At 58.5% G+C, this 16371-nt stretch carries 16 protein-coding genes; 6 read left to right on the forward strand and 10 right to left on the reverse strand.

Going from position 1 to position 16371, the window contains the following annotated elements:
• Positions 1 to 100: 100 nt before the first annotated feature.
• On the reverse strand, positions 101 to 1582 hold the full coding sequence (gene cls / locus LD28_RS0109385; RefSeq protein ID WP_033136712.1) for a cardiolipin synthase: 1482 nt from the start codon (positions 1580 to 1582) through the stop codon (positions 101 to 103).
• 97 nt (positions 1583 to 1679) lie between these two features.
• Between cls and LD28_RS0109390 the strand changes: the two genes are divergently transcribed.
• Entirely contained in the window at positions 1680 to 2222 is a 543-nt protein-coding gene (locus LD28_RS0109390; protein ID WP_033136713.1) for a YceB family lipoprotein, read from the forward strand.
• Here the strand turns inward: LD28_RS0109390 and LD28_RS0109395 are convergent.
• The gene (locus LD28_RS0109395) at positions 2219 to 2668 is read right to left on the reverse strand and encodes a GNAT family N-acetyltransferase (RefSeq protein WP_050514289.1); all 450 of its coding nucleotides are present in this window, start codon (positions 2666 to 2668) and stop codon (positions 2219 to 2221) included. The two genes, LD28_RS0109390 and LD28_RS0109395, sit on opposite strands and share 4 nt — an antisense overlap.
• A gap of 325 nt (positions 2669 to 2993) precedes the next feature.
• On the opposite strand from LD28_RS0109395, the gene LD28_RS0109400 reads away from it, so the two are divergent.
• A complete protein-coding gene (locus tag LD28_RS0109400) occupies positions 2994 to 3743 on the forward strand; it encodes a lytic transglycosylase domain-containing protein (protein ID WP_420911707.1) in 750 nt (249 codons plus the stop codon).
• 98 nt (positions 3744 to 3841) lie between these two features.
• Here LD28_RS0109400 and aqpZ read toward each other — a convergent pair whose 3' ends face one another.
• Both aqpZ and LD28_RS0109410 read right to left on the reverse strand, forming a co-directional pair.
• The gene (gene aqpZ, locus LD28_RS0109405) at positions 3842 to 4531 is read right to left on the reverse strand and encodes an aquaporin Z (RefSeq protein WP_005334357.1); all 690 of its coding nucleotides are present in this window, start codon (positions 4529 to 4531) and stop codon (positions 3842 to 3844) included.
• A gap of 270 nt (positions 4532 to 4801) precedes the next feature.
• Positions 4802 to 5014 carry a DUF1653 domain-containing protein gene (locus LD28_RS0109410; RefSeq protein ID WP_033136716.1) on the reverse strand — a complete coding sequence of 71 codons (213 nt, stop codon included), beginning with the start codon at positions 5012 to 5014 and terminating at the stop codon, positions 4802 to 4804.
• A gap of 381 nt (positions 5015 to 5395) precedes the next feature.
• Between LD28_RS0109410 and LD28_RS0109415 the strand changes: the two genes are divergently transcribed.
• Positions 5396 to 6610, forward strand: a complete 1215-nt coding sequence (locus LD28_RS0109415; protein WP_033136717.1) for a pyridoxal phosphate-dependent aminotransferase — start codon at positions 5396 to 5398, stop codon at positions 6608 to 6610.
• Between the two features lie 65 nt (positions 6611 to 6675).
• Here the strand turns inward: LD28_RS0109415 and LD28_RS0109420 are convergent, their stop codons facing one another.
• The gene (locus tag LD28_RS0109420; RefSeq protein ID WP_033136718.1) at positions 6676 to 8151 is read right to left on the reverse strand and encodes a YfcC family protein; all 1476 of its coding nucleotides are present in this window, start codon (positions 8149 to 8151) and stop codon (positions 6676 to 6678) included.
• A 163-nt stretch (positions 8152 to 8314) separates the two neighbouring features.
• Positions 8315 to 9508 carry an enoyl-ACP reductase FabV gene (gene fabV / locus LD28_RS0109425; protein WP_033136719.1) on the reverse strand — a complete coding sequence of 398 codons (1194 nt, stop codon included), beginning with the start codon at positions 9506 to 9508 and terminating at the stop codon, positions 8315 to 8317.
• A 365-nt stretch (positions 9509 to 9873) separates the two neighbouring features.
• On the opposite strand from fabV, the gene LD28_RS0109430 reads away from it, so the two are divergent.
• On the forward strand, positions 9874 to 10767 hold the full coding sequence (locus tag LD28_RS0109430; protein WP_241462278.1) for a sugar ABC transporter substrate-binding protein: 894 nt from the start codon (positions 9874 to 9876) through the stop codon (positions 10765 to 10767).
• A 68-nt stretch (positions 10768 to 10835) separates the two neighbouring features.
• Positions 10836 to 11525, forward strand: a complete 690-nt coding sequence (locus LD28_RS0109435) for a type 2 periplasmic-binding domain-containing protein (protein WP_156120164.1) — start codon at positions 10836 to 10838, stop codon at positions 11523 to 11525.
• A gap of 46 nt (positions 11526 to 11571) precedes the next feature.
• On the opposite strand, the gene LD28_RS0109440 is transcribed toward LD28_RS0109435, so the two are convergent.
• From LD28_RS0109440 to LD28_RS0109455, 4 genes are all read right to left on the reverse strand, one after another.
• A complete protein-coding gene (locus LD28_RS0109440) occupies positions 11572 to 12159 on the reverse strand; it encodes a histidine phosphatase family protein (protein ID WP_033136722.1) in 588 nt (195 codons plus the stop codon).
• Positions 12160 to 12313: 154 nt separating this feature from the next.
• Complete coding sequence (locus LD28_RS0109445) at positions 12314 to 12967, reverse strand: helix-turn-helix transcriptional regulator (protein WP_033136723.1); 654 nt, start codon at positions 12965 to 12967, stop codon at positions 12314 to 12316.
• 79 nt (positions 12968 to 13046) lie between these two features.
• Positions 13047 to 14336 (reverse strand): L-cysteine desulfidase family protein, encoded by a 1290-nt coding sequence (locus LD28_RS0109450; RefSeq protein ID WP_033136724.1) that lies wholly within the window; start codon positions 14334 to 14336, stop codon positions 13047 to 13049.
• Positions 14337 to 14358: 22 nt separating this feature from the next.
• Positions 14359 to 14742 (reverse strand): RidA family protein, encoded by a 384-nt coding sequence (locus LD28_RS0109455; protein WP_033136725.1) that lies wholly within the window; start codon positions 14740 to 14742, stop codon positions 14359 to 14361.
• Positions 14743 to 14993: 251 nt separating this feature from the next.
• On the opposite strand from LD28_RS0109455, the gene LD28_RS0109460 reads away from it, so the two are divergent.
• A complete protein-coding gene (locus LD28_RS0109460) occupies positions 14994 to 16289 on the forward strand; it encodes an SLC5/6 family protein (protein WP_206538742.1) in 1296 nt (431 codons plus the stop codon).
• Positions 16290 to 16371: the final 82 nt, after the last annotated feature.

Below are 16371 nucleotides of genomic sequence, written 5' to 3' on the forward strand. Positions count from 1 at the left end.
ATGCATCTCCCTGGAGTTGTCACTGCACTCTAGGGGCGTACTCAGGACGAGGCAAGTGCAATCAGGAGGCTACCCGAAATTCTTCTATCGTTCGCTGACCTCACAGCAAGGGGCTGAAGAGATAGAAGATGTTCTCCATCGCCTTCTTGTACCAGGGGCGTGCTTGCCATTTAGCCAGGGTCATCGGGGTGGCTTCCGCCATGTAGCCCTGAACCAGCCGGGTCATCTGGGCCACGAACGACGGGTTGTCTACCAGCAGGGTCACTTCGAAATTTAGCCAGAGACTGCGCCTGTCCAGATTGACCGTTCCCACCAGGGCAAAATCGTCGTCCACCAGCACGCTCTTGGTATGGAGCAACCCCGCATCGTAGCGGTAGATCTCCACCCCGGCCGCCAGCAGCTCCTCCATAAAGGCGTTGCAGGCGTAATTGGCCATGATGGAGTCGTTGCGTGCCGGCAACACCAGTTGCACCTGCACCCCACGCGCCGCCGCCGAACTGAGCGCCGCTGCCAGCGGATCGTCGGGCACAAAGTAAGGGGTCGTCAGCACCAGATGGCTGCGTGCCTGATAGATGGCCAGCAGCAGGCTCTGCTGGATGCAGTCGCCGCCGACGAAGGGGCCGGATGGAATGAGCTGGGCGCGGTAGTTGGTCTGGGGCCAGGCTTCCGGCTCATGCTGCAGACTGTCGAGCAGCCGCTCGCCGGTCTCCATCTCCCAATCCCAAACGAAGATCGACCACATCAGCGGCACCATGGGCCCCTGCACACGGATCATGATGTCGACCCACTGGCCGACCCCGGCATCCTGTTTGAAGAAGCGGGGATCCACCATATTCATGGAGCCGGTGTACCCCACCCGGTCATCGATCACCACCAGCTTGCGATGCATCCGCAGATCCTGACGCTGGAACAGAATCCGCCAGGCGCCGACCGGCAGCACCTCCACCAGCTTGACTCCCGCCTTGCGCAACTTTTTGGGCCAGGGGGAGCGGAAGAACTGTTTGCTGCCCACCGAATCGAGCAGCAAGCGACAATCTACGCCGCGCTCCGCCACTTCAATCAGCGCCTCGCACACCTCGTCAGCATCGCCGCCCGGGTGCCAGATGTAGAACTCCAGATAACAGGAGAGGGTGGAGCGACGAATATCCTGGGCAATCTCACGCAAGATCAAATCAGGTCTGGTGAGCAAGGTCATGCGGTTGCCGGAGAGCATCGGCATGGCCAGCCGTCCCTGGATCAGGTCGTGCAAAGGTTGCGCCTTGGCACCCACCTCGCAGCAGTGCTGGGGAAACAGCCGTGCCAACTGGCGGATCCAGATGGCATAAGGGCGATACATCGCCTGGGCCCGCTCGGCGCGGCGGCGCCCCAGCTTGATTTCACCAAACAGTACATAGAAGCCCACCCCGGCAAAGGGAATGGCATAGATCAACGCCAGCCAGGCCAGCGACACCCCGATGGGGCGGCGTTTCATCACCACCCGAAACGATACTCCGGTGACAATCACGGTATGAAACAGCAGCAGTAGCCAGCCCAGAAAACGGGAAAACAGCAGGTGGAGATCGTATTCCAGACCGTTGAGCAACGGGAACTCCTTCTAATCGGTAAACTGGGCGGTGGGCAGATCCCACTCGGCAGGAATGGTATGCTGTAAGGCAAATCCATTCTATCAGGTCGCATGCATGATCCTGCAATCTATGCTGCTCAGCCTGGCCATGCTAGGCCAAGGCTCATATGACATCAATGAGCAACAGATAAACCAGTACCTGCAATACCAGGTACAAGTTGATAAACAGCTGGAACTGCCCGGCATCATCAAGGCCCATGTGCAATTGGAGCAGAGCGATGTGCAGATTGGTCGCCAGCGCCCCGATACCGCCCGGGTCTATGGCAAGGGCAAACTGAAGATCGCCCTGCCCGACAATACCCAATATGACGCCCGCTTGCAGATGACCTATGAGGCGAGGCCTCGCTATGACAAGGCTCAGAGCGCGCTGTTTCTCGATAACATGAAGCTGGTGGAGTACAAGCTGGAGCCGGAGGCGGCCGAGAAGAAGTTCGGGCTTATGCTCGGCATGCTGCTGCAGAGCATGGAGAAACGCCTAGAGACCAAGCCGGTCTACAAACTCAATGACAAGGATCCGCAGCAGGCCTGGCTGAAGGAAAATCTGCTGGGGCTGGAGCTGTCACCGGGCAAGATCCACCTGCTGACCAAACCCCGCTAAACCACTTGATTCAGGAGGGGCTGGGTGGTCTGCCGCACCAGCAGATCCACCTGATAACCCTGTTGCTGCTGCTGATCGTATAGCGAAAAGAGGGAGCCACTCAATTTGTTGAGGGGCATATCGGCAAAACCGGCATTGAGATAAAAGGGCTTCTCGAAGGGGAGCGCCTGACAGACCACTGGCTTGTCAGCCAATCCGTGGCAAGCGTGCTGCAACAGGCGTGACCCCAATCCCAGCGACTGGTAGTGGGGCAACAGGCGAAAGCCACACAGGTGGTAAAACTCCTCTTCGTCCCGCAACCGCACCGCCCCCACCAACCAGTGAGCGTCACGCACGACAAAGATCCGCTCGGCCAGATCCGGCACATAGTGGGAAAATGTCGTTTCGTAATAGTCCCTGATAAGGGAGAGGTCGGCGTCGCAGTACTCTTCAAATGTGAGTTCCATCGCCCGCTTGCTTGTCACACAAAAATCCTTTTCAATCAATTATTAATGTCAAATGTGGCTGGCAAATCCGACCAGCTGACGAAAGCACGATAGCATGCCTTCTTTTAACAAAAAAGCGGGCATGAGCAGAGGCTCAGAGAAACCCGAGCCGGACCTTTCCCACCCGGAAAAACCGCCGTCATCCTGCCCTCATCCCCGCTCGCATATGACCTCTATGGCTGTGATCCCGGTCACTCTGTCACCTCACATCTCCCCCTTTGTCCGCTTGTTCTGAACTCGTCATGATGCTTTACTCAACATGGCTATCACAAAGAGGAGTTTGCGGTTGAAAGCATGGATGCTGGCAGGCCAAATGTTATTGATCCCCCTGAGCGGATGGAGCCAGACGCCCCCACCTGCGGAGGTGATCTTCCTGACCGCGGCCCCCTCCCCCTTGCTCCCGGTCAATGATACCGAGCCAGCCAATCAGGCTGCGACAACTCAAACAGCGGCAACCACCGCCACCGGCCAGAAACAGATCCAGGTCTATAAGTCGGTGCAGAAGAACGGCGTAGTCCGTTACTCCGACATGGCGCCCGAACAGGGCAATTACGAGCTGTTGCTGTTCAACGACTGCTTCGCCTGCGATCCCAAATCCAGCGTCAACTGGCAGACCACCGGGCTGTTTCTCTATGACTATGCCAGCACCATCAAGGCCGCAGCCAAAACCTACCACGTGGAGCCAGCCCTCATCAGAGCACTGATCCATGCGGAATCAGCCTTCAACCCGTTGGCCATCTCTCGCAAAGGGGCGATGGGCTTGACCCAGCTGATGCCCGCCACGGCGCGGGAGCTGGGAGTCGGCAATGCCCTGTTGGCTGAGCAGAATATCTTCGGCGGGGTGAAATATCTGGCGGGACTGCTCAAGCAGTATGACGGCAACGTGGCACTGGCGACTGCGGCCTACAACGCCGGGGCTGGCGCCGTACAAAAACATGGCGGTATCCCGCCCTATGCGGAAACTCGCGCCTATGTGGAGCGCGTCCAGCTGCTGCGACAGCGCTACAAAGAGATGTTGCAAGCCAAAGGACTCTAGCGCTCGGCGATTTGATTCTTTCCTTCCGGCAACATTCCCTTCAGACACAAAAAACACGCCCGCAGGCGTGTCGATACCACACGTTGTTTCGCAAATAATTACTTCTGCTCAGTCGCCACCAGGCGATAAGCCAGCGCACCCAGAATGGCACCGACAATCGGGGCGACCCAGAACAGCCACAGCTGGCTGATAGCCCAGTCACCGACAAACAGCGCGACGCCGGTACTGCGAGCCGGGTTGACCGAGGTATTGGTCACCGGAATGCTGACGAGGTGGATCAGGGTCAGGCACAGGCCGATGGCGATCGGCGCGAAACCGGCAGGCGCACGGCTATCGGTGGCCCCCATGATGACGAACAGGAAGAAGCCGGTCATCACCATTTCACACACCAGTGCAGCAGTCAGGCTGTAACCACCCGGAGAGTGCTCGCCATAGCCGTTGGAGGCAAAACCGGCAGAGAGATCAAACCCGGCCTGACCGCTGGCAATCACGTAAAGCACCGCGGCGGCGGCAATGCCACCCAGCACTTGCGCCACGATATAAGGCAGTACACCGGATGCCGGAAAACGACCACCCGCCCACAGACCCACAGTGACGGCCGGATTGAGGTGGCAACCGGAGATATGGCCGATGGCAAACGCCATGGTCAGCACGGTCAGACCGAAGGCCAGCGAGACCCCCAGCAGACCAATCCCGACGTGAGGGAAGGCTGCAGCCAACACGGCACTGCCGCACCCGCCCAGTACCAGCCAGAAAGTGCCCATAAACTCAGCAGCAACAGGTTTCACATTATTTCTCCCATTTGAGATAACACCGAACAAGACCCAAGAAGGGCCCATGTTTGAACAAGCGCAGCATTATGGGAGTGTGCGTCCAGATTGCGAACCCTGCCGACAAGGTTCACCGAGTGTGACATCTGTCACAATTTATTGATTAGATAAGAGATTTATCATTAAGGCTGCTGGCTGCACGCCTCATGCCCAAGGGCGTCATGCGACAACTTGTGACACCGTTTAGCTCGACTGCTCATCCGTTGAACGATAAAAACGGAGGCGTGCTCAGTTCCCTGCCGGTGCAAAGCGGCTGACAACCTGCCCTTGATGCTCGATCCACTCCATGAACATGGCGACAGGACGGGCGTAGACCTGACCATCCTGCTCGGATTGATAGATCACCAGCTGCTCCTGGGTTTCGGTGTGCAGGGCTAGGGCAAGCACTTGATAGTAACCCCCCTTGAAATGGCGATAGCGGCCGGGAACGGGTGCATGCATGGAAAAACCTCGCAGAAGTAAACGCCGATGAGCGAACCACATAACGATGACACCGTCGCTGCCATTCAACTCATCGAAAAGGGGGAGGAAGACGATTTTTTACACAAGCCAATCGTGCCATAGGATCCGGATATTGCAACACAGTCAGGCAGCTTTGTTAATTCGTTCCCCATGTTTCACTGGTGAACCTCGGTTAGCACAAACGATCATGCTGAATTTAACGTTCTGGCAACCCTGTTTTAGGGCTAAAAATCAGGGAATTCTTCTAAAAAGAGGATTGTTCTAGCATTCAATTCTGTGAAGAATAGGGGAAAAGAAATTTGATACTAAAAATCGCCTTTTTCGCCAACGCGTCCCCATGGGGAAGGAATCACACTCACCATGTTCACTATCGACAAGTCGCACAAGCTTGACGATGTCTGCTATGACATCCGCGGCCCGGTGCATAAAGAAGCCCGTCGTCTCGAAGACGAAGGCCACCGCATTCTGAAGCTCAACATCGGCAACCCGGCCCCGTTCGGTTTCGATGCGCCGGAAGAGATCATCAAGGATGTGATCCTCAATATGCCGCTGAGCCAGGGCTACTGCGACTCCAAGGGGTTGTTTTCTGCCCGTAAAGCGGTGATGCAGTACTACCAGCAGAAAGGGATGCGCAAGGTCGATATCGACGACATCTACATCGGCAATGGCGCCAGCGAGCTGATCGTGATGGCGATGCAGGCGCTGCTCAACAACGGCGACGAGATGCTGGTCCCCTCCCCCGACTACCCGCTCTGGACCGCCGCCGTCACCCTCTCCGGCGGCCATGCGGTGCACTACCGTTGCGACGAAGGGGCTGACTGGTATCCGGATCTCGACGACATCCGCGCCCGCATCACCCCGCGCACCCGCGGTCTGGTGCTGATCAACCCCAACAACCCGACCGGTGCCGTCTACGGCAGCGAGTTCTTGCTGGAGGTGATCGAGATCGCCCGCCAGCACAACCTCATCATTTTCGCCGACGAGATCTACGACAAGATCCTCTACGACGACATCTCCCACACCAGCGTCTGCACCCTGTGCGACGACGTGATGGTGGTGACCTTCAACGGCCTCTCCAAGGCTTACCGTGCTTGCGGATTCCGCCAGGGCTGGATGGTCATCACCGGCCCCAAGGGCCGTGCCAAAGGGTACATCGAGGGGCTGGAGATGCTGGCCTCCATGCGACTGTGTGCCAACGTGCCAATGCAGCACGCCATCCAGACTGCGCTCGGCGGCTACCAGAGCATCAACGAGCTGATCCTGCCGGGTGGTCGCCTGCGCAAGCAGCGGGATAAGGCGTGGGAGTTGCTCAACGACATTCCGGGTGTCTCCTGCGTCAAACCCAAGGGGGCGCTCTACATGTTCCCGCGTCTCGACCCCAAGGTGTATGACATCCGCGACGACCAGAAGATGGTGTTCGACCTGCTGCAACAGGAGAAGCTCCTGCTGGTGCAGGGCACTGGCTTCAACTGGCCGGCGCCGGATCACTTCCGGCTGGTATTCCTGCCCCGCGAAGAGGAGCTGGAAGAGGCCATCGGCCGCCTCGCCCGCTTCCTCAAGGGCTACAAGCAGTAAGCAAGGCTCATGAAAAAGGCTCCCGCAGGAGCCTTTTTGTTATCTGTCGTTTTCTATCCGCTCCATCAGCCGTGCAGCAGGGCGCCAGCCACCAGCACCGCCATGGTGATAAAGGCCACGCCGATGATAAAGGGCAGCACCCAGCGCACGAAGCGATCGTATGGGATCTTGGCGAGCGCCAGACCCGCCACCAGATGGGCGGCGGTGGGGGCAAACAGGTTGATCCAGCCGGAGGCGGACTGATAGGCAGTGATCACCAGATCCCGGGAGATGCCGGAGAAGTCCGCCAGCGGCCCCATCAGCGGCATGGAGACAGTCGCCAGCCCCGAGGTGGAGGGGATAAAGAAGCTCAGGATGATGTGCACCAGATAGGCCATCAGGATGAAGACCGACGAGGAGAGCCCGGTCACCAGCCCTTCGGCCCAGTGCAAAATGGTGTCGATGATGACGCCCTGCTCCATCACCACATAGATGCCGCGCGCCACCGCCACCACCAGCGCCACCCCGATGAGATCCCGCGCCCCGTTGAGGAAGGTCGCCACGTAGTTGGACTCCGGCATCCGGTTGATCAGCGCGATCAGGATGGAGGCGCTGAAGAACAGGGTGGAGAGCTCGTCAAACCACCAGCCAAAGGTGGGCAGCGCATCGATACCCAAATCCGACCAGGGCACCACCGCGTAGATCATCAGCAGGAAGGTGCCGAAGAAGACCAGCATGGTGAGCTTCTGCTTGCCGCTGAAGGCGAGGTTGCCGCTCTTCATCTGGGAGAACTCGTCGTCATAGACGATGTCGGCCAGCACGGAGCGGGATTTGTCCTGCTGCACCTGCTTGGCATAGCGCATCACGAACCAGGAGGCGAAGATCACCAGCAGTAGCCACTGGATGACCCGCAGGCCAATCCCCTCACCGATTGGGATACCGGCAAAACCGGAGGCGATGCCGGTGGCAAACGGGTTGACGGTGGAGGCGAGCACCCCGACCCCGGAGCCGAGCAGGATAATGCCCGCCGCAACCATGCGATCGAAGCCAGCCGCCATCATCACCGGCACGATCAGTGCCCAGAAGGCCACCGTCTCCTCTGCCATTCCAAAAGTGGAGCCGCCGAGGGCAAAGAGGGCGATCAGCACCGGGATCAGCAGCCGCTCGCGCCCGGCAAAGCCGCGCACGATGGCCCCTACCCCGGCATCCAGTGCCCCGCTCTGCATGGTCACCGCGAGAAAACCACCGATAATTAGCACGAACAGCGCCACGTCGGCCGCCTTGTGAAAGCCCTGAATGGGGGCCTTGAGCACCTCGAACACCCCTTGCGGGTGGGCAGGTAACTCGGTGTAGCTGCCAGGCACCGGCAACAGCCGCTCATCGCCGCTATAGTCGGCCACGGCCGCTGCCGCCACCGGCTGCTGGGTCTTGGCCGTTACATAGTTGTATTTGCCCGCTGGCAGCACCCAAGTAAGGGCCGCCATCAGGGCGATGATGATAAAAAGCAGGGTATAAACAGTGGGGAGTTGGCGCTTCTTGGGCGCCTCGTTTGGAGTGGTCATAGCTTCCGTTCCTCGGCAATGCCGTCATGTGATCCGATCAGCGCAAGACTAGCGGGTTTGATATGGGAAAAAGGTGAGCGCTGATAATAAAATTCCGTAACTTAGCGCTATTTTTGCCAAAAAAACAGGGCCCCGCAGGGCCCTGTTTTCACTTGAGTAAGACTCAGAGCTCGACCACGTCGAATTTCACGTCCGGATTCACATCCGCATCGTAATCGACCTCGTCCAGACCGAAACCGAACAGGCGCAGGAACTCCTGCTTGTAGCCGGTGTAGTCGGTCAGATCAGAGAGGTTCTCGCTGGTGATGGAAGGCCACAGATCGCGGCAAGTCTGCTGCACATCTTCACGCAGTTCCCAGTCATCCATGCGGATACGGGCCTGCTCGTCCAGCGCCATATCGGAAGCGTAGAGACGGGTGCGCATCATGCGATCCACCTGCTCCATGCACCCCTCGTGAATGCCCTTCTCCTTCATGATCTTGAAGGCCATGGAGATATAGAGCGGCATCACCGGAATAGCGGAAGAGGCCTGGGTCACCACGGATTTCAGCACGGCCACATGGGCGGTGCCGCCCTTGGCAGCCAGATCGCCACGGATGGCGGTGGCGGCGCGGTCCAGATCTTCCTTGGCGCGGCCCAGAGTACCGTGCCAGTAGATTGGCCAGGTCAGATCGGTGCCGATATAGGAGTAAGCCACGGACTTGGCGCCGTCAGCCAGCACGCCTGCATCACGCAGGGCTGCCATCCACAGCTCCCAATCCTGACCGCCCATCACAGTGATGGTGTTCTGGATCTCTTCCTCGTTCGCCGGCTCGACGGTGGCGGTGATGATCTGATCCTTGTTGGTATCGATGGCGGTGGTGGTGTAGACCTCGCCGATCGGTTTGAGGGCAGAGCGCACTACTTCGCCGGTTTCCGGCATCTTGCGCACCGGAGAGGCCAGGGAGTAAACAACCAGATCAATCTGACCCAGATCCTGCTTGATGAGCTCGATCACCTTGGCGCGGCACTCGTTGGAGAAGGCATCGCCGTTGACGCTCTTGGCGTAGAGGCCAGCCTCTTTGGCAGCCTTGTCGAAGGCGGCGGAGTTGTACCAGCCAGCGGTGCCGGTCTTGGTCTCGGTTCCCGCTTTTTCAAAGAAGACACCGAGGGTGGCGGCGCCGCTACCGAAGGCAGCCGCAATGCGGGAGGCCAGACCATAACCGGTGGAAGCGCCGATCACCAGCACCTTCTTGGGGCCATTCTCGATGGTGCCCTTGGCCTTGGTATAAGCGATCTGGCGACGAACATTGGCTTCACAACCAACCGGATGAGTGGTGGTGCAGATAAAACCGCGAACCTTGGGTTTGATAATCATATGGGGTCTCGGATCCGTTTAATGGATGAAATCGGGGCATAAGATACCTCATCTTGCCGCGATAAGGTGCTCTGATGTGTTGAACTGCGGTAAAAATTCACTGGCGCACGCAATGAGAAGAGAACGGCATCATCCAATCTGACACCGGATCAGAGCTCGCTGTTCATAGGCACATGTCGGCTTGATCCCCGCACAATCCTCTCTTGTTGTGCCTCTCAAGCAAGGCTCTCGCCACAACGCTATTCCCCGGTCATGGCTGGCGTATACTTGGACAACATCGGGACGCTGGATAATAAGCCCGGCAGTACGGAGGTAACATGACTAGATGTTGGCAGAGATGGCAGAGATGCTTGTTGTGGGCGGCCGTGGCACTGTTTGCGGCCAGTGAGGTATCAGCCAAACCGACCATCGGCGTGGTACTGAAGTCTGTCCGTAATGAGTTTTTTATCGAGATGGCGAAAGGGGCAGAGGCTTATGCCCAAGCCCATCCTGAGGCTCTGGCACTACAGCTTGAAGGCATTCAACAGGAGGTGGATGTCAGCGGTCAGGAGGCGCTCATCCGCAAAATGATTACCCAGAAAGTGGATGCGCTGATCGTAGTGCCGACTGATTCGGTCGCCATGCTCCCCGTGCTGATGGAGGCTATCCGCGCAGGCATACTGGTCATCAACATGGACAACAAACTCGATGACCGAGCACTGGTGCTGGAAGGGGTCAACATTCCCTTCGTCGGCCCCAGCAACTTTGCCGGTGCGCGCAGCGTCGGCGAATATGTCGCCAAGGCGCTTCCGGCGGGCAGTAAAGTCGGACTGATCGAAGGCCCTCCCGGTGCCATCAACAGCCGGGCTCGCAGCGACGGATTCAGGGCTGCCCTGCGCGCCGCGGACATGTCCGTCGCCGGAGTGCGCAGCGGCTACTGGGACATTGCGCAAGGCAAGAGCGCAACCCTCGATTTGCTCAAAGCGACCCCTGAGGTCAAGGCGCTGCTCTGTGGCAACGACAATATGGCCATCGGCGCAGCCCAGGCCATCGCCGAGCTCGGGCTAAAGGGCAAGGTGCTGATCGGCGGCTACGACAATATTCCGGGGATCCACCCCTACATCAAGGATGGACAGATACTGGCAACGGCTGACCAGTATCCGGGCAAACAGGCACAATATGCGATCGATCTCGCCTTGAAAGCACTGGCGCAGAAAACGACCCAAGCCGACCTGCCCGGTATCGTGCAGACCCCTGTTGAGCTGGTTACACACCCTTAGGAGAGGCGATGAGAGGGTGGTGGATATTACTGACATTGTGGTGCCAACTGGCATCGGCCGAGCCCGTGGTGAACATCTATGCTGACGCCTACCCCCCCTTCATTCAGGTCAACGGCGAGGGGGTGAGTGGCCCTTATGTCGATGTCTTTGCCCGCCTGGCCAAGCAGCAAGAGATAGCGGTTCATGTTCAGGCCAAGCCGATGCGACGCCTGCTCAAAATCGTGGCCACAGAACCAAACAGCTGCGGGCTGGGCGTACACTTCTCAGCCGAAAATGCTGAAACCCTGCGTTATGTGGCACGCATTGCCCCGATTACTCTGGCGGTTTATGCAAGGCAGGGCACCGTCACGCCGCTGAGCAATATCGAGGCGCTGCGCAACTATCGCATTGGCGCTATCGACGTAGCCGAATTGAGGGAGCTGCTCGATAACGCCGCCATTCACTACGAACTGCTGCCCAAAGCCAGCCAGGGCATCGCCATGCTGCAAGCGGGTCGCTTCGACCTGCTGATCAGTGATGTGCTCCCCGAGCTGGTAACCACCCCAACCCGAGGCAAACCGGTCCAGCGAGTGATGGTGCTGGCCCGGGTAGAACGATGGCTGGCATGCAACCCGCAACTCCCTGCAGGCACCCTGAAACGCCTGCGCGCATCGCTCACGCTGGGGGTCTTCGATGACGCTATGGCCGACATCTGGCAACAATATGGCCTGACCTCGGTATACGAGGGGGTCAGACGAGAGTGGATCCTTATCCCCTGACCCCATTCCGCCCCATTCCCCGCAAGATCACCGCCACCGGCTTCAGTCAGCAGGCAATCCGGACAATATGGCCATCCTGTAGCTGGTAGAAAGCATCTTGCGGCAACTCCTGTGACCAGGTCGCCTCATAGTCGAGATCGGCATAGACTCCGCGCAGCATGGCGCCAAGCAAGCCGTGGGAGATAACGATGGCCCGCTCGGCGATCGTTGGATCCAGCAACCACTGGTGGGCGCGGCGCTGTATGCTCTCGAAACTCTCCGCTCCCGGTGCCTGCAGATACCAATCCCCCTTGCCGGTATCAAGTTCAGGGTGAGCAAGCCGTAGCGCCGGGATCTGGCAGCTCTCCCACTCCCCCATACCCAGCTCCATTAACCGATCGTCCCAGACGATGCGATCTGCCGCCAGCCCCAACTGCTCGCACACAAGCAGCGCGGTCTGACGGGCACGGCCGAGCGGGCTGGCATAGACGGTCCAGCAGGCGGGATCCGCCAACTCGTCGGCAAGCCGTCGTCCCATGGCGATGGCTTGTGCCTCACCCTTGTCGGTCAAATCGGAGTTGCAACGTCCCTGCAAACGCAGCTCGGCATTGAATTCGGTCTGGCCGTGGCGCAGCAGATAGATGAGTCGAGACATGGTTTCTCCAGCACGTTCAGATAGATAGAAAAATGAAGGGGGACGATGATAGCAGATGGACAAGGGGGATGACGCAAACAGGGTGGAACAAAAGGGCGTAAAAAACGGGCCAACGTTGACCCGTTTGCTACCAGAGCGGCCGAGTTGAACCGACTCAGCCCTTCTTGATCTCCCGCAGATAACGGTAGATAGAGTGAACCGAGATACCGAGCTGGCGCGCGGCGATCTGAGCACTGTCTTTCAGTTCGAAGATCCCCATGTCATGCAGTTGGTTGACGATGACCCGGGTCTTCTGGGACGGGGGCACCGCCTCGTTACCGCGCACCTCGGCACTGACGGTATCGATGGTGCTGTTAAGGGCTTCGTCGATGTTGCGAGCGAATACCTCCGGGGTGGCATGACTCTCGTGGAGATTCATGCACTCCGGCATCATGGTCCGCAGCACGGATTGCAATGGGGCATCCATGTCGCTGTTGATGCAGAGCAGCCCGATGGCCCTGTGCTCCCCGTTGCGAATGACGGTGGTGATGGAGCGCAGCGTCTTGCCGGTGGCGCACTTGGTCATGTAGGGGCTGGAGATATCCTGCCCGCTCTTGAGCTTCATCATCGCCAGGTTGGTGATGGGGGCGCCGACACTGCGGCCGGTGATATGGCCGTTGGCAATCTTGATGATCGAGGGATTGCGCACATCCAGGCTGTGGAGCAGCACTTCGGTGTGCTGGCCATACATGGCGGCAATGCCGTCCACTATGTTCTCCATCGACTTGAGGATCTGGAAATCGCTCGGACTCAACTCTTGCAGCTTCACATTGGGACCTTCTTGCAAGGGCTGCGGCACATGGCTTGTATGAGCGGTTATAGGGGCCGTGCAGCAGCCGACAGGGATATCAGGCGGACATGATATCAATAATGGTGCTGTCTGTGGCAGACATGCCGTCCTTCACCATCTGGCCGACGTTGCGGATGGTCTGATCCACGTTGTCGGAGACGATCCCCTGACCCGACACCGAGTGGCTGTTGAGGGCCATCAGGAAGCCGCGCACCGCTGCGCCGGAGGAGGTACTCACCTTCATGGCGCAGGAAGCTTTCGCCCCGTCACACACCATGCCTGCACTGTCGCTCAGTACGTTCTGGATGGCGAAGCAGGATTGCTCGAAGCTGCCGCCCGCCAGATAGACCATGGCCATGGAGGCGGCCGCGCTGGTCACGGTATTGCCACAGAAGGCCGACAACGGCGGATAGTGGGACTTGATATAGATGGCGCCCAGATGGCTCATGATGAGCGCGCGAGCCAGCTGCTCTTCGCTGGCACCGTAACACTCGGCGATCACCACCACCGGAATGGTGGCCGCAATGCCCTGGTTGCCGCTGCCGAAGTTGCTCATGGCGGGCAGGGTAGCCCCCCCCATGCGGGCATCGGAGGCGGCGGCCGTCATCATCACAATGCGGTTCATCACATCTTCGCCGATGAGACCGGCATTGATGTTCTGCTGCATGGTGCGGCCGATCTCAAGGCCATAGGGGTTGTTCATCCCCTCGGCGGAGAGCTTGCCGTTAAGCTCGGAGGCTTTGAGGATGAACCTGATCTGCTCGAACTCCACCTGAGTGGCAAACTCGTAAATGGCGGCAATGCTGATATCGACTCCATCACAGATGGCGCCAGTGGCACCACTCTGGCTCGGATCTGCAGTGAAGGTGACCTCACCATCGCGGCGCTGCTCGACGATGCGGGTATGACCACCGCACAGGGTCACTTCGGCGCTGTGCTCCTCGCCGTTCTCATCAGCGCCAAACACGGTTACGCGGCAGTAGATGAACTCGGGTGCGGCGGTGCGGCTCACCTGCACGTTCCCGGCATCGATCAGCGCCTGTGCCCTGATCACCTGCTCGGGCCCAATGGCGGCCAGCACCTCCAGTCCGGCATCGGCATTGCCACCGATGGCGCCGGCTGCGGCGGCAATAGCCAGACCAATCTTGCCGGTGCCCGGGACATAGACACCCATCGAGTTCTTGTAGAGATTATCCGACACCGCGACCTTGAGGCTGCGGGGCTCACACCCCAACTGCCGGGTGGCGACAGCCGCGGCATACGCGGCGGCAATTGGCTCGGTACAACCCAGCGCTGGTTTGACAACCTGTTGAATAATCTGCAGATACTGCTGCCACGCTTGTTTCATTACTGGAACCTTTTTATCAGCATTAACGAGCGATATGGGCGATCGCTTCAACTTCAACCTTGACGCCCATCGGCAGATCCTTCACTGCGAAGCAGCTGCGCGCCGGACAATCTTTCTGGAAATAGTCTTTATACACCTCGTTGAACGCGGCAAAATCGCTGATCTCGGCGAGGTAGCAGGTTGTTTTCAGCACGGTATCCAGTGAACCACCAGCGGCTTCCAGCACGGATTTCAGGTTTTCCAGTGACTGGCGAGTCTGGGCGGCAATGCCCCCTTCCACCACACCACCTTGCTGCTTGCAGACCGGCAGTTGACCGGAGGTGAAGATGAGGTCGCCATAGGCAGTGCCATGGCTGTAGGGACCGATAGCGTCAGGTGCCGCTGCTGCTGTGATGATGCGTTTCATATAGCCACTCCTATTTGTGCAATTTTTTTTGCAATTATTAATGTCATTTCGTTCAACATTATTTGCTTTTTATTTTATCCATTCAACAGAAAGATACAAAAATGGCGTAAATAGGCATGTTATGGCCTCAATATAAACCGTGATCGCCATCCTGATTTAAACAAAAGTACCGTCTGGGGCATTGTTTACAGCGCATTCACTCAACTATATTTGCGTCCGCTCTCCCCTCCCCTACAAAAAAGAAGGTTTTAATGGACGCGCATAGCACTACACTCGCCAGCCCCGCGATGGGCACGCTGGAATGGAAAGAAGCGGTTCGCTTCGACAGCACCGACTGGGGCTGGATCATCATGAGCATCGGCATGGCTATCGGCGCAGGTATCGTCTTCCTGCCGGTACAGGTGGGTCTGATGGGGTTGTGGGTTTTTCTGCTCTCTGCGGTGATCGGCTACCCGGCCATGTACATGTTCCAGCGCCTCTTTATCAACACCCTGGCCACCTCGCCGGAATGCAAGGATTACCCCAGCGTCATCACCGGTTACCTCGGCAAGAACTGGGGTGTACTGCTCGGCGCCCTCTACTTCGTGATGCTGGTGATCTGGGTGTTTGTCTACTCCACCGCCATCACCAATGACAGCGCCTCCTTCCTGCAGAGCTTCGGCATCACTGACGGCCTGCTCTCCGAAAATCCCCTCTACGGTCTGGTGCTGATCTGCGGTCTGGTGGCGCTGGCGTCGCGCGGCGAGAACCTGCTGTTCAAGATCTCCACCTTTATGGTGCTGACCAAGATCAGCGTGGTCGCAGTGCTCGGCCTGATGATGGTGGACAAGTGGGATGCGGCCAACATCACCGCCATACCCGCTGCCGGTGACTGGATGAAGGATGCCATCATCATGCTCCCTTTCACCCTCACCTCCATCCTCTTTATCCAGAGCCTGAGCCCCATGGTGATCTCCTACCGCTCCCGGGAGAAGTCACTGGAAGTGGCCCGCTTCAAGGCGATGCGCGCCATGAACATCGCCTTCGGCATCCTGTTCGTGGTGGTGTTCTTCTACGCAGTTTCGTTCACCCTTGCCATGGGCCACGATCAGGCGGTCAAAGCCTCCGAGGAGAACATCTCCGCGCTGGCCATGGTGGCCCAGGGGATGCCCGGCCAGACCCTCAAGCTGCTCAGCCTGACCCTCAACATCTTCGCGGTGATGACCGCCTACTTCGGTGTCTATCTGGGCTTTCGTGAAGCCTGCCAGGGGCTGGCGATGAACCTGCTGCGCCGCGTGATGCCGGAAAACCGCATCAACCGGGATCTGGTGGGCAAAGGCATCATGGTCTTTACCGTCATGCTCTCCTGGGGAGCCATCGTGCTCAACGCACCGGTACTGAGCTTCACCTCCATCTGCAGCCCCATCTTCGGCATGGTGGGTTGCCTTATCCCGGCCTATCTGGTCTATCAGGTGCCGGCGCTGCACAAGTACAAGGGCACCTCCCTTTACATCATCATCATCACCGGCCTGCTACTCTGCGTCTCGCCCTTCCTGGCGTTCAACTGATCGGTTGCAAGCGAATATCCCCTTATTGACCACGGGTCACCTTCGGGTGGCCCTTTTTCTATTGGGGCGGCTGACGGCGCCC

The organism is Aeromonas finlandensis (assembly GCF_000764645.1).
Taxonomy (GTDB): domain Bacteria; phylum Pseudomonadota; class Gammaproteobacteria; order Enterobacterales; family Aeromonadaceae; genus Aeromonas; species Aeromonas finlandensis.